Genomic DNA, 13998 nt, shown 5'->3' on the forward strand with positions numbered 1-13998 from the left:
TTGGATGCCTACTTCCGCCGCATAATGCCCGAACGCTCTACCAGCCGGTTGATCCAGGCAACTAAAACGCCACAGAAGAAACCAATTGAAATAAACCGAGCGATAAACAAAACGATTAGAAAACTTGGACGGTAAGCGGCATAGCCTTCTTGGGCAAGGCTCCAGCCGAAGGTAATGATGGTGCTAGTGACGGTCGACAAAAATAAGGCCAGTTTGTCGTAATGGCGGTAGCCAGTGAAGGTGAAACCAAGCTCGCTCCCAATTCCTTGAATGAGCCCGGAAAGAATTGCACCAGCGCCAAATTGACCGCCTAGGAGCATTTCAACCAGACCTCCCAGAGTTTCCGCGATGATACTGGATCCAATTTTGCGGGTGAGCATGATGCCTAAAGGTCCGGCAATCATCCATAGGCCAAGTAACAGGTCGTTAGCTAGCGGACCGAGACCGACTGCGGCCAACCCCGCCGTTAGAAAACTATACGATAAATTAGTGGCGAAAAAAATCACCCCACAAAAAATCGCGATTAGCACAATAAAGACTACGTCTCGTAACGAGTAATTCCAGTTTGCTTTTTTAGTATTCATAACTAAAAAACCTCCTCAGTAAATTAATAAATTTACTTAGAAACAAGAAGCCAGAAAAATAGCCAGCTTTTCGGCAACGAAAAACTGGCTGTTATTATCCAATATCTCCCTACGCTAATACTAATTAGACCAGGTTCAATGGGTATTATCTCAGCCAAAACGGCACCCCAGCATTGTTGTTTTTAAGTTTTTACTATGAAGCAATCGTAGCATTTTGTAATCGGCTTGTAAAGCGGTTACTTGGCTGCAAATGGTCTACCTAAAAATTATGAGAACAGATTGGTAAAGTCACGTTATTCTTAACGTTAGATATGACAGGGGACCCAACCGAAAAAACAATAGGGGTAATAGGACGGTTTGTGAAAACGGTTGCAAATTGGTACTGGTAGGTTTATGCTTAAATTGATAGGGAATACGCCGAATAAAATAGGTTTAGGAGGCCAATGAAATGAGTAGACTAGACGGAAAAGTTGCGATTATTACTGGTGGAGTAAAAGGTTTTGGATTAGCCTGTGCCAAACTTTTTGTTCGGGAAGGTGCAAAAGTGGTGATCACGGACGTTGATGTTGCTGGCGCAAGTGAAGCCTTGCAGGAAATTGGCGAAGATAAGGCCGTTTTCGTCAAACAAGACGTTGCGGTGGAAGATAATTGGGAACCCGTTTTTAGGACGGCAATTGATAAATTCGAAAAAGTGGATATTTTGGTTAATAATGCGGGAATTTTAGCCTTTGACAATGCTGAAAATATTGAACTTGACGAATGGCACAAGATTTTGTCGGTCAACCTGGACGGCATCATGTTAGGAGTGAAGTATGGCATTCGACACATGAAGGAAAAGGGTGGTTCGATTATCAACATGGCTTCGATTGCGGGCCTAATTGGGATTTCTAACCTATACGCGTATAACGCCTCAAAAGGTGGAGTGCGTTTACTTACTAAGTCAGCAGCCTTGTACTGTGCGGAGAAACATTACCCGATCCGGATTAATTCGGTACATCCGGGATACGCCCACACCCCAATGGTGGATGCGTATCCTGAAATGCGAGCGGACTTGGAGAAACTACATCCAGTTGGCCGCCTAGGCACCGCGGAAGAAATTGCCAACATGGTGTTGTACCTAGCTTCCGATGAATCCTCCTTCTCGACTGGCTCCGAATTTGTGGTGGACGGCGGATACACGGCACAATAGGTTTAACGCGCTACTCAATTTAATAATGGATTAATAAAACTGGTTCAAATAGGTAAATAAGCCTATTTGGGCCAGTTTTTTAGTGGTAGTGATATTGGTAATGAGTAGAAAAATATATGGGGTTCAGATAGTTAACTTAAAAAAATAAATTTATAATGTGCTTCTCAGTCATAACTATGGACGTGAAGCCAAATTATTTTCCATGCTTTTGTGATGAAAAACAGTTTAAATCTAAAAAACTGGTCCCCAACTAAACTGCGGTGACCAGGTTTTTAATTGCCATTTTAAATTACGTTACATACACCATATATAGTGGTTAATCGTTCGTTAAGCACATATATCTTGTGTTTTCAACCTTTATCTTTTTGCGAAATCGGAGTAATCTATGATGTGAAGAGAAACCAATCAAGCCAGTTTCGAATATCAAACAGCTTTAAATAAACAGAAAATAATAACGTTGTTTATTATAGCGAGAATTGAACGAGATTGGAATAAAAAATTAGAAAAGGACGGGTGGTTAAAATGATCAATTCGCAAGCAATCGCAACCGACGCTTGGACTGAATTACGTCAAAAACAAGTAGTTAAAGCAGATGGGGAAAGGATGCAATTTTACCCCTATAAAATCGCGCTAGTGGTTGATCAATTAACCACGGACGAGGTTGAACGGCAAAAAATTACGCAAGCAATTTTAGAACAGTTAACGCAAATGGCGTCGCCGCTAACGGTAGAACAAATTCGGGCAGTCTTCAAAGTGATCCTTCATGATTATCAACGGGACGACTTGTGGGAAAAATATGCTGAATATCGGCAAGCCGATGAAGCCAAGTGGCAGGCCGCGATTGACCCGCAAAATAAATTAAGCCAGTTATTTGATGGACGGGATACGGTAGTTCACGAAAATGCTAATAAGGACAGTAATATTTTCAGCACCCGCCGGGACTTAACGGCCGGAATGGTCGGCAAATCATTTGGGTTAACGATGATGCCGCAGACCGTAGCAAAGGCCCACTTGCGCGGCGACATTCATTTTCATGACTTGGACTATTCACCGCTAACTTCAATGACCAACTGCTGTTTGATTGACTTCAAGAGTATGCTAGCGAATGGTTTTAAGATTGGAAATGCGGAAGTGGAGTCACCTAAGTCAATTCAAACGGCAACCGCCCAAATGTCACAGATTATTGCGAATGTGGCATCGAGCCAATACGGAGGTTGTTCGTCAGACCGGACGGATGAAATGTTGGCGCCTTACGCAAAATTAAATTACGAAAAGCACTTGAAGGAAGCCGAAAAATGGGTGCTCCCCGAACAACGGGAGACCTTTGCTAAGGAAAAAACCAAGAAAGATATTTACGACGCAATGCAAGCGTTAGAGTACGAAGTTAACACGCTGTTTTCATCCAACGGACAAACGCCGTTTACCACGGTGGGATTTGGCCTGGGAACTTCGTGGATCGAACGGGAAATTCAAAAGGCAATCTTAAAAGTCCGCATTAAGGGGCTCGGCAAGCAGCACCGGACCGCAATTTTCCCAAAGTTGGTCTTTTCAATTAAGCGCGGAATAAATTTAAATCCGGAGGATCCCAACTACGATATCAAACAGTTGGCCGTAGAGTGTGCAACTAAACGGATGTACCCCGACGTCTTAATGTACGACAAAATTGTGGAATTAACTGGAAACTTTAAGGCGCCCATGGGTTGTCGGAGCTTCTTACAAGCTTGGAAGAACGCTGATGGCGAAGAAGTTAATAGTGGCCGAATGAATTTAGGGGTCGTTACCGTTAACTTGCCACGGATTGCGATTGAAGCCCAGGGTGACCGAGAAGTCTTCTGGGAGATTATGGAAGACCGGGTGGCGTTGGCGAAAAAAGCCTTACTCTTCCGAATTAAACGTTGCCGGGATACCCAACCGCAAAACGCGCCGATTTTGTATAAGCACGGTGCCTTTGGAGTCCGCCTCAAGGATGGTGACGACGTGGACCAACTGTTTAATCACCGACGGGCGACCATATCGTTAGGTTACATTGGTTTGTACGAAGTGGGAACCGCCTTTTTCGGTCCCGATTGGGAAGATAATCAGGAAGCCCACGATTTCACGGTTTCAATCGTGAAGTACCTGTACGAAAAGTGCCTAGCTTGGGAAAAAGAGTACGGCTACCATTTCAGCGTTTACTCCACGCCAGCCGAATCCCTGACGGATACCTTCTGTGAGGATGATATTGAAAAATTCGGCAAGATCAAGGACATTACCGACAAGGAATACTACACTAACAGTTTCCATTACGACGTCCGGAAAAATCCGACTCCGTTTGAAAAACTTACTTTTGAAGAAGAGTACCCGAAGTACGCGGCCGGCGGCTTTATTCACTACTGTGAGTACCCAAATTTAAAACAAAATCCGGCTGCTTTAGAAGCGGTTTGGACCTGGGCTTATGACCACGTGGGTTATTTAGGAACGAACGCTTCGATCGACCACTGTTATAAATGTGGATTCGATGGCGACTTTAAACCCACGGCCCGCGGTTTTGAATGCCCACAATGTGGGAACCGCGACCCCAAAACTTGTGACGTGGTTAAACGGACTTGTGGTTACTTAGGAAACCCAATGATCCGGCCAATGGTTCATGGACGGCATAAAGAAATTTCATCACGGGTTAAAAATATGGAATAGGGGTGAAAACGTGGTTAGACAACGACGAGTACGGTCACCGAGAAATCCCCAGCCGCAAGAATGGCTGGCGAAGGACCGCAGTTTAGAATACATTGCCGACTATAAGCCGTTCAACATGGTTGATGGGGAAGGCATTCGCTGCAGTTTGTACGTTTCGGGTTGTTTATTCAACTGTCCGGGGTGCTACAACAAGGCGGCGCAAAATTTCCATTACGGACGCCCCTATTCGCAGGAATTAGAAGACCAAATTATCGAAGACATGGGGCAAAGTTACGTACAGGGGCTGACCTTGTTAGGCGGAGAACCCTTCTTAAACACGCAGGTTTGCTTGCGGCTAGTCCGGCGGGTGCGCCAAGAATTTGGGCACGACAAGGACATCTGGTCGTGGACCGGTTACACCTGGGACGAACTGATGCAGGAATCTTACGATAAATTGGAATTGTTAAGCGAGCTAGATATCTTGGTGGACGGCCGTTTTTTAGAAGCTAAAAAAGATTTGACGCTTCAATTTCGGGGAAGTTCCAATCAACGAATTATCGACGTGCCTAAATCGTTAGCCGCAAACCAAGTCGTCATTTGGGATAAATTGCTTCGTTAAGGTAGGAGAATTTGATGAGTAAGTTAGAAATTAAAAATTTAAAGGTCAATGCGGGTGATGAGCGCATTTTAAACGGGGTTAATTTACAAATTAATCCGGGAGAAATTCACGCGTTGATGGGACCTAACGGGACTGGGAAGTCAACGCTTTCGGAAACGATTATGGGAAATCCGCTCTACGAGATTGTAGATGGCCAAATTTGGTTAGACGGGCAAGATATCACGGAAATGAGCGTTGACGAACGGGCCCGGGCGGGAGTCTTTTTAGCGATGCAGTATCCGATGGAGGTCGCGGGAATTTCCAACGCCGACTTCATTCACGCAGCGTTAAACGCACGTAACCAAGGCCAACCAGTTGCCGTGCTGCCCTTTTTAAAACAGCTTAGAGCGAACATGGAATTTTTAGAAATTAATCCGGAATATGCGGACCGGGGGCTTAACGCCGATTTTTCCGGTGGTGAAAAAAAGCGTAACGAAATCCTGCAAATGATGATGTTACGACCCGAGATGGCTATTTTAGATGAAATTGATTCCGGATTAGATATTGACGCCCTCAAAATTGTGGCGAAGGGGATCAACGCAATGCGCAGTACCACCTTTAGCTGCTTGATGGTCACACACTATCAGCGCCTGTTGAACTACGTGGTGCCTGACGTGGTGCACATCATGATGGACGGCCGGATTGTTAAAAGCGGCGGCCCCGAACTAGCTACGGATCTGGAAAAGACTGGCTACGCTGAATTAGAGGAAACGTTAGGAAGTGAAACCAGCCATGGCGATTCCCTTGAATAAAACGGCGACCGCTAGCTATCCCCGTATTTTAGGAATTCGGTATGACCCCGCAGCTTTTACCTTGCCGGATTCTACCAGGGCCGCTTGGGACTGGGAGGCCAACGCGGAAGCTTTGCAAGCCATTAATGCAGCGGGAGGTACGGTCCGGCGCATTAATGGTGCGACAGCGGAACTATCCGGTCTGCCCCAATTACTAGCTTCCACGGACAACCAATTTGTGCAACAGCACTTGCAAAACCAACTCCAGGGTGTGGTAATCAGTTTGCCGGATCACGCGGAAATTTCGCCAGCGCTAAACTTAACCCTGCGAACGGAGTCAGCTTTTCCCGTGGAATGGACAGTTTGGTTTGATTTAGGGGTCCATAGTCGGTTGACCACGAAGCTAACGCTAGATTTAGCGGGAGAGGTGCAGCAATCTAACTGTTTGATAGGAGGGGCTTTAGCGGACGAAAGCAATTTGACACTCATCACCGACACGCAAAGCCACAAGGCTACCCGAAGTTTATTGCTAGGTGATTTTGTGAGTGCTCGGGATGCTAACCTCGATTGGTCCTTGTGGCCACAAACGAAGGGGCAGCTACTAGGTGATTTAAACGTAACGCTTGCTGGAACCGGCAGTCGGGCAACCCTTAACTTGGCGCGTTACGGCTACCAAGATGACTGGGTGGGCATCCGTGGACAAATTAAGCATTTGGGCCAACATACTTTTAGCCGAATCAACATGCGGGGAGTTTTGTACGAAAATTCCCGGGTCAACTTTACGAGCATTGGCCAAATTGATCATGGGGCCAGTGATGCGGACGCGGACCAGGAAAGTCGGTTAATGACCGTAGAACCGCACGCTAAGGGCAGCGTTAACCCGGTCTTAGTGATTGACGAAAACGATGTCCGGGCCGGCCACGCCGCTAGTGTCGGCCAGTATGACGAAGATGCACTTTACTACTTACAAAGTCGGGGACTGCCGATGGAGACGGCAAAGCAAATTTTAATTGATAACTTTATGGAACCGATTTGGCGTTTGCGCAACGGGGAGGTTGGCTAAGATGACGGATTACCAAAGTTTAACTTATTTGGATAACGCGGCGACCACCCCCATGCCAGAGGAAGTTTTAGCGGTAATTGACGACTATTACCGGTTTAACAAGGTCAACGTCCATCGGGGGATTTATCAGCTTGCGGGCCGGGTCACCAGCGCTTATGAAGCGGTTCGCGAACAAATCGCCCAGTGGCTGCATGCTCCCCAACCAGAGCCGGTCGTTTTTACCAGCGGGACTACCGACGCGTTAAACCAGGTTGCCTTCGGCTATGCACAGCCGCGGTTGCAGCCGGGTGACGAAATTATCGTCAGTGTACTCGAACACCATTCTAATTTAGTGCCTTGGCAACGGGTGGCTGCCCAAACTGGAGCGCACTTGCGAATGGTGGGAATGGATTCGCAAGGTAACCTGGATTATGCTCAATTAGCAGAGCTTATCAATACGCATACCAAGGTAGTTGCGCTCACGATGGTTTCCAACGTGCTGGGGACGGTGGTTGACGTGGCAAAGGTTGCTCAACTAGTCCATCAGTATGACGGAGTCTTAGTGGTGGACGCTGCCCAAGCGGTCGCCCATTTGCCAATTGACGTTACCGCCATGGATGCCGATTTTCTCGCGTTTTCCGGACATAAAATGTTTGGCCCCACAGGGATTGGGGTGCTTTATGGCAAGCTAGCTCGGTTAGAGGAGATGGAACCGGTCCGTTTTGGTGGCGAAATGGTCGACTTGGTTACGCCAACTTCGGCAACTTTTCAGCCGTTACCAATCCGTTTAGAAGCAGGGACCCCCAACGTTGCTGGCGTATTAGGGCTAGGAGCGGCCGTGAAGTATCTAGAAAAACAGGACTTTGCCGCTATTCAAAAACATGAAGCACACCTAATGCAGTTTTTACTTACCGAACTCCAGGAAGTGCCGGAGGTTAAAATTTACGGTTCGTTAGATTATCAACGACGGGTGGGAGCGGTTAGCTTTAACGTCGGTAAACACCACGCCCATGACGTGGCCACCATTTTAGATGCTTCGGGAGTGGCCGTGCGCGCTGGACACCTGTGTGCGGAACCATTAATGCAAGCTTTAAACGTTAGCAGCGTTGTGCGGACGAGCTTTACCTTCGAAAATCAGGTTGCCGATCTGCAACGCTTAGTGGACGCGGTAGAACAAGTGGGGCGGATTTTATCATGAACAATTTACAAGAGTTATACCAAAAAATTATTTTAAATCACGCTAAGAACCCGGTGGGCTACGGAACAGTCCCCCACGCAAATTGTGTCGGGGCGTTGCGCAATCCCGAATGTGGCGACGAGATTACGGTTTATGCCGAAGTTGACGCGCAACGGATCCAGCAACTGGGTTTCACGGGGACGGGCTGTGTGATCAGCATGGCATCGGCAAGTATGATGGTTGCGCAATTAAATGGTCGCACGCTAGCGGATGCCCGCCAACTCTGGGAAAATTTCCAAAATTTAGTGGTACAAAAGGATTGTGATTCCGATCAGCTGGGGGATTTAGCGGCCTTCGCTAGTTTGCACCAGTTTCCGACGCGGGTGCGGTGCGGTACCTTAGCGTGGCACGCGCTTGCAGAAGGTTTAAAGGAGAAGGGGGAAGTTTTTGATGGATGAAGTCAGTCCAACGCAACCAGGAAATTTTAAGGACGAATGGGGACCGATGGATGACGTCCAGCCAGTCTTTTCAACCGGGGTCGGAATTAACGAGGAAACCATCCAAGCCATTTCGCGGGCGAAGCACGAACCCCAATGGATGCTAGACTTGCGGTTACAGGCCTACCAAATTTACCAATCCATGCCCATGCCGAGCTTTGGACCAGACCTTAGTGAGATTGATCTGAACGAAATTAAATATTTCCAGCGAGCAACGGATCACATTGCTCGCAACTGGGAGGACGTGCCCGACGAAATCAAGACTACCTTTGAACGAATCGGGGTTCCAGAAGCTGAACGAAAGTACTTAGCCGGTTCGGCGGCACAGTATGAATCCGAAGCGGTTTACCACAACCTCAAACAGGATTTAGAAAGTCAGGGAATCATTTTTATGGATACTGATTCAGCTTTGAAACAGCATCCAGAACTAGTCCGACAGTACTTTGGTAAATTAATTGCCGCAAGCGATAATAAGTTTGCCGCCTTGAATACCGCCGTTTGGTCGGGTGGAACCTTTCTATATGTGCCGAAAAATGTGCATGCCGACGTGCCGATCCAAAGCTACTTCCGGATTAACGCGGGCCGGACGGGCCAGTTTGAGCGAACCCTGATTATCGTCGATGAAGGCGGCAGCGTTAACTACGTCGAGGGATGCACTGCGCCAAATTATGCGGAGGACAGTCTGCACGCCGCAGTTGTAGAAGTGTTCGTTAAAAAGGACGCCTATTGTCGCTACACAACGATTCAAAATTGGTCGACGAACGTGTACAGCTTAGAAACCAAGCGGGCCCAGGCCGAAGCAAATAGCACCATGGAATGGGTCGACGGTAATTTAGGTTCAAAGGTCACCATGAAATACCCCAGCATTTATCTAACGGGCGCGGGCGCCACCGGTTCGATGCTGTCGATTGCAGCGGCGGGTGCCAACATGCACCAGGATACCGGCGCCAAAATGATCCATTTAGCGCCGAACACCCATAGTACGATTGTTTCAAAAGCAATCTGCCATAACGGCGGTCGGGCGGACTACCGAGGATTGATTAAGTACACAAAGGCGGCCAAACGGGCTAAGTCCCACGTCGAGTGCGATACGATTTTGATGGATCAAGACAGTGCCAGCGATACTTTCCCAGTTAACGACATTGAAACGAGCGACGGCACGATTGAACACGAGGCCCACGTTTCGAAAATCTCTGAAGCCCAATTGTACTACTTAAAAAGTCGGGGATTAGACGAAGCGACCGCCTCTCAATTAATCATTATGGGATTTTTGGAGCCCTTCACCAAGCAATTACCAATGGAATACGCCGTAGAGTTAGACCGGTTGATTAAGTTTCAGATGGAGGGCAGTATTGGCTAAAGCTGTGAAATTTGCGAACGCTATGCAAAATTTTGCCCAATAAAAAGAACGGCGAATTAACGCCGTTCTTTATTGATTGATAATAAAATTAAAGTGAAAAACATTTTTAAATAATAGAGCCAAAACGTGCTCCCAAAGTCAGTTTGCGCTGCTTAATAGGTAATTGGTAACCATGTCCATGCATAACCACCGATTCCTTGTTAATGCTCACGAACTAGCCGACTTTGGGGGTGCGTTTTTATTTTAAAGATGGAAGGCGGCTTGCACACCCACGATCAGCATTTTGACGCCGATGGTTGCTAAAATCAGCCCCATTAACTTGGTGATTACGTTCATGATGTTGTTGCCCAGCTTGTCCATGATTTGTTCACCGTAGATAAAAATGAAGTAAGCAATGACTGCTAAAACAACAAACGCGGCCACGACGATGAAGGGGTTGGTCCCACTAGCCAAGTTCATGGTGGTAGCAATGGTTCCGGGGCCGGCCAAAATCGGCATGGCTAGCGGGGAAATCGCGACGTTGGTGTTACTACTGTTGACGGAATCCTTAACGGATTTTTCGGGATCGTGCTGGATCGGCGAAACGTTACCTTGAATCATGTGATAACCAATCAATCCCAAAATGATCCCGCCCATGATGCGGAGTGCAGCAAGGTTGATACCAAAAATGGTGAAGATGTAATTTCCGAGAAAGGCAAACAAAACCACGATGACGGTTGCCACGATAAAAGCCAGCCGGGCAATCGCGTTGATTTCCTTGCGGCTGTTATCAGCAGTCAAACTGACGAACATTGGCAAGTTAGCAAAGGGGTTCATAATTGCAAAAAATGCGGTAAATGAAAGTAAAAATGCTTGAACTAAATGCATGGTCGTCCTCCTTGTTAAACGTTTTCAATGCAATGATTGTTTTTTAATTATATGGGTTAGGTTGGGAAATGCCAAGTTTGGTGATTTATGGATAAAAAGTACGATTTTGTTAATTTAATAGAAATAGTATAATAAAAACGGGGGTGAGATAATGTTCAGGTCATCAAGAAAAGATTTCAGATTTAGCTATTATATCTCTTCATTAATGATTTCGTATGGTCTTCTAATTATTTATATGCTATTAAGTAAACTGGAAGATGTCGAGTATGATTTTTCTGATCTAATAGTTAACTGGTGGTCCCCTAATAAAATAGTTTTCGGTATTTTATTAATTTTGTTTCTTTTTAGTTTGTTTTCTTTAAAGAAAATTCAAACGCAAATTGCAATAGTAAGTTAGCCAGTGCCGATAAAGCACACAGACGAAAGGGCTCATGGGAGTTCCAGGTGGATCAGGATTAGGCGGCGCGGCCTTTGCGCGCACGTGCTAATTCCTTTCGAAATACTTCAGCTGGTGTACAGAACTTAAGTAAGCGGCGCGGGAGATGGTTGAGCCGAGATTCAGCTTGACGGGCCAGACTGGGTGTAGCTAGATCGAGTGATTGCCCCTTAGGAAAGTAACGTCTGAGTATACGATTGTGGACCTCATTAGTGGCGCGTTCGGCCGAGCTATAAGGGTGGGCATAATAAGTCTCGGCAACACCCTCAAGCGCAGCCGTTAGCGTGGTGAACTCTGTTCCGTTATCCGCCGTGACTGTCCGCATAACGTCACCGAATTCAGCCGTAATATTTTGCATGGCATAAGCCACAGATTCAGCGTCTTTACCCTCGATCAAGCGGACAATCTCATAGCGCGTTTTACGTTCGGTAAACGTTAATAGGACACTCTCGCTACCAGCACGTTTGCCAATGACAGTATCGATCTCAAAATGACCAAACTCGTGGCGCGTTTCTACTCGCTTTGGCCGTTCTTCAATACTACGACCGAGTAGGCGCTGATGTTGGTGCGAGTGGTGCTGGGTCGTCCGGCGTTTTGTTTTTTCCAGCAGATCAAGGTTACGGATCTCCAATAGTTGCGCATCGATATAGTTGTACAAAGTCTTCGTACAGACCATTTTGGCCGGCTTAAATAACCGGTGCTTACGGGCATAACCAACAGCAGCGTCCGGAGACCAGCCCTCATGGCAGAACTTATCATCAAAGTAGGCTAAGAAGGCCGTCACTTGGCTAAATTTTAATGGACGTCCACAGTTTTGCCGCTTTATTTCATAGCGATTCTGAGCGGCTTCAGGGCTGTAAATTTCAAAGTAGTGTTTCTGATTATTAACGCGTTTAACTTGCGTGACTCGACCACGCTTGAGCTCATTATTGACGGTCTGGTGGCAGACGCCTAATCGAATCGCTATTTGCCGTGCTGAGCATCCTTCAATGTGCCAAGCGGCGATTTGACCGCGTTCGATTTCCGATAAATGGTGACCTTTTGGGCGTGGTGTGATAGACTGTTCTTGCATCAAGACGAAAACTTCTTTCATTGTTTGTTGTAGGAACTTCAATGATACCTGAATTTTTCGTCTTGGTGTTTTTTTTTTTTACCATTTTGGCTGCGTGGCTAACTTAATTATAAAACGCGCGAAGAAAATTCAAACAATAATCCTGGATAATAAAAACGCTGCACACACACTAGGAATCTATAAAATTAAAGTGAATGAAAAATATAACCAAGGCTTTAGAGATTTTATAATGAGTGTGTTGGTACCGATCATTTCTTCTTTTTCAATAACTGATCATGCCGTGTCAACATTGGTTATTTTATTACTGGTACAGTATGTGACATATAAGTTTTATGTTAATTCATCAGATATTTTTCCAAACGTCTCTCTTGCTATTTGGGGTTATTCGATTTTTATTGGCATTGAACAGAAAGATGAGTTTGGAAGGGGAAATTATGGAAAAACTTGGTATGTATTGGGAAAGACTAATGAAATTGAAAATATTATTTTAAGTGACCAAAAGATGACCCCTTTCGGCGATCCATCTTATATTAACAATAACATTGGTGTTATTTTGGAGGATACAGACAATGAAAATTAAGTCCGCATATGTTTTAAATTATGAGTCGAACGGAAAAATTAACACGCTTAAATTACCTTTTGAAGAGGAACAACTTGATAACTTATCGAATTTTGTAAAAAATCCGAGTGACAATAGAATTCCTGATATTACCGATACAAATAACGAAAATTTTAATTCACCAAAGCGTTACTCTGTGCATTTTAATTGGAAATATGTGGATGATCAAAATAGTACTTTTAACGAAGAGAACAAGGATCCGCAAATAGTAATCTTAGAAAATCTTTTCTCTAAGTTTAATGAGAATAATAATCTTCTTCAGAAGTCTGAAGATATTTTTGGGAAAAATAAGGAATTTTTATATTCCACCGTTGTTTATGAAACGGAAGAATTGAGTGATAAGGCAAATACACAACATCTGTATTTATATTTATTGAAAAAATCATTGGCTGTTAGCAATCGTGTTGGATTATTTTCTTTGCCCAAAAGAATAGGGTCTACAAAGGCACATGCTTTAGAGGCTCAAGAAGTTACTGATGGATTTTATTTACCACAGAAGGACTGTGTATGTAGTTTTCACAAAAAAATTGTAGAAGGTAATAAGAAGGCAGAAAATGTGGTTGAGACTGTCAAAGTGTACGATGGACTTACATTTAGCGAGTTGTTTTGCTTAGAAGAAATGAGGAAACAGTACGCAGAAAATACAATAGATAGGTTTAATGATACTGATAATCCTTTAACTTTGACTAGAGATAAAGTTAAAGTTAAATTTAAATTTATGACTGATACTAACGAATTGGACATTGAAAAAGTGAAAAATAGGATTTGCAATGATGATAAATTAGTTACAACTTTTGCAAGGTTTAAAGGGACTAAAAGCAGCACAATTCAAAAAATAGGAATTGATAAATTAGAACAAGCATTAGATAGGCTAAAAGCATACGTAGAGTCTGATGCAACTGCCAAATTTAGTATTATTAACATTCCTAGTATTGATAAAGAAAAACTAGAAATCTTTGTAACGGAAGATCAAGTACCTATTTTAGCTGCTTTATTGGAAAATAAAGTAATCGAACGTATTTTGGACAAAAGCATAAGGGTGCCATACTTTGAATAAGATTAAGAGAAAATTATTCTCAGGTTTCTAATTTAGTGTTGATGGATTAAATATTGG

13 protein-coding genes and 1 riboswitch are annotated in these 13998 nt (G+C 44.8%); of the genes, 10 read left to right on the forward strand and 3 right to left on the reverse strand.

The window, feature by feature from the left end:
* Nucleotides 1–8: 8 nt before the first annotated feature.
* Nucleotides 9–584 carry an ECF transporter S component gene (locus NL111_RS02740; RefSeq protein WP_024862546.1) on the reverse strand — a complete coding sequence of 192 codons (576 nt, stop codon included), beginning with the start codon at nucleotides 582–584 and terminating at the stop codon, nucleotides 9–11.
* A gap of 88 nt (nucleotides 585–672) precedes the next feature.
* Nucleotides 673–764: riboswitch (TPP riboswitch) on the reverse strand.
* A gap of 268 nt (nucleotides 765–1032) precedes the next feature.
* Between NL111_RS02740 and NL111_RS02745 the strand changes: the two genes are divergently transcribed.
* The 8 genes from NL111_RS02745 (at nucleotide 1033) to sufB (ending at nucleotide 9890) form a co-directional block, all read left to right on the forward strand.
* The gene (locus NL111_RS02745; RefSeq protein WP_024862545.1) at nucleotides 1033–1773 is read left to right on the forward strand and encodes a glucose 1-dehydrogenase; all 741 of its coding nucleotides are present in this window, start codon (nucleotides 1033–1035) and stop codon (nucleotides 1771–1773) included.
* Nucleotides 1774–2295: 522 nt separating this feature from the next.
* Nucleotides 2296–4446 (forward strand): anaerobic ribonucleoside-triphosphate reductase, encoded by a 2151-nt coding sequence (nrdD, locus tag NL111_RS02750; protein WP_063504644.1) that lies wholly within the window; start codon nucleotides 2296–2298, stop codon nucleotides 4444–4446.
* Nucleotides 4447–4456: 10 nt separating this feature from the next.
* Nucleotides 4457–5044 (forward strand): anaerobic ribonucleoside-triphosphate reductase activating protein, encoded by a 588-nt coding sequence (gene nrdG / locus NL111_RS02755; protein ID WP_002829866.1) that lies wholly within the window; start codon nucleotides 4457–4459, stop codon nucleotides 5042–5044.
* A 14-nt stretch (nucleotides 5045–5058) separates the two neighbouring features.
* Nucleotides 5059–5835, forward strand: coding sequence for a Fe-S cluster assembly ATPase SufC (sufC, locus tag NL111_RS02760; RefSeq protein ID WP_024862542.1), 777 nt, complete (start codon nucleotides 5059–5061; stop codon nucleotides 5833–5835).
* Nucleotides 5804–6877, forward strand: coding sequence for a SufD family Fe-S cluster assembly protein (locus NL111_RS02765; RefSeq protein ID WP_231118484.1), 1074 nt, complete (start codon nucleotides 5804–5806; stop codon nucleotides 6875–6877). The genes sufC and NL111_RS02765 overlap by 32 nt, the downstream gene beginning before the upstream one ends.
* A 1-nt stretch (nucleotide 6878) precedes the next feature.
* A complete protein-coding gene (locus tag NL111_RS02770; protein WP_075139722.1) occupies nucleotides 6879–8054 on the forward strand; it encodes an aminotransferase class V-fold PLP-dependent enzyme in 1176 nt (391 codons plus the stop codon).
* Complete coding sequence (gene sufU, locus NL111_RS02775; protein ID WP_075139723.1) at nucleotides 8051–8491, forward strand: Fe-S cluster assembly sulfur transfer protein SufU; 441 nt, start codon at nucleotides 8051–8053, stop codon at nucleotides 8489–8491. Before NL111_RS02770 ends, sufU begins: the two co-directional genes overlap by 4 nt.
* Nucleotides 8484–9890 carry a Fe-S cluster assembly protein SufB gene (gene sufB / locus NL111_RS02780; protein WP_005919512.1) on the forward strand — a complete coding sequence of 469 codons (1407 nt, stop codon included), beginning with the start codon at nucleotides 8484–8486 and terminating at the stop codon, nucleotides 9888–9890. Before sufU ends, sufB begins: the two co-directional genes overlap by 8 nt.
* Before the next feature lie 243 nt (nucleotides 9891–10133).
* Here the strand turns inward: sufB and NL111_RS02785 are convergent, their stop codons facing one another.
* Entirely contained in the window at nucleotides 10134–10757 is a 624-nt protein-coding gene (locus NL111_RS02785) for a MarC family protein (RefSeq protein WP_002829857.1), read from the reverse strand.
* 455 nt (nucleotides 10758–11212) lie between these two features.
* A complete protein-coding gene (locus tag NL111_RS02790; protein ID WP_128212102.1) occupies nucleotides 11213–12286 on the reverse strand; it encodes an IS30 family transposase in 1074 nt (357 codons plus the stop codon).
* 73 nt (nucleotides 12287–12359) lie between these two features.
* On the opposite strand from NL111_RS02790, the gene NL111_RS02795 reads away from it, so the two are divergent.
* Nucleotides 12360–12845 carry a KwaA family protein gene (locus NL111_RS02795; RefSeq protein WP_285110428.1) on the forward strand — a complete coding sequence of 162 codons (486 nt, stop codon included), beginning with the start codon at nucleotides 12360–12362 and terminating at the stop codon, nucleotides 12843–12845.
* Nucleotides 12835–13941: a hypothetical protein gene (locus tag NL111_RS02800; protein ID WP_285110429.1), complete on the forward strand. Its 1107-nt coding sequence runs from the start codon at nucleotides 12835–12837 to the stop codon at nucleotides 13939–13941. The genes NL111_RS02795 and NL111_RS02800 overlap by 11 nt, the downstream gene beginning before the upstream one ends.
* The last annotated feature ends 57 nt before the right edge of the window (nucleotides 13942–13998 follow it).

The organism is Pediococcus sp. AC40 (assembly GCF_030252485.1).
In the GTDB taxonomy this organism is placed as follows: Bacteria; Bacillota; Bacilli; order Lactobacillales; family Lactobacillaceae; genus Pediococcus; species Pediococcus acidilactici.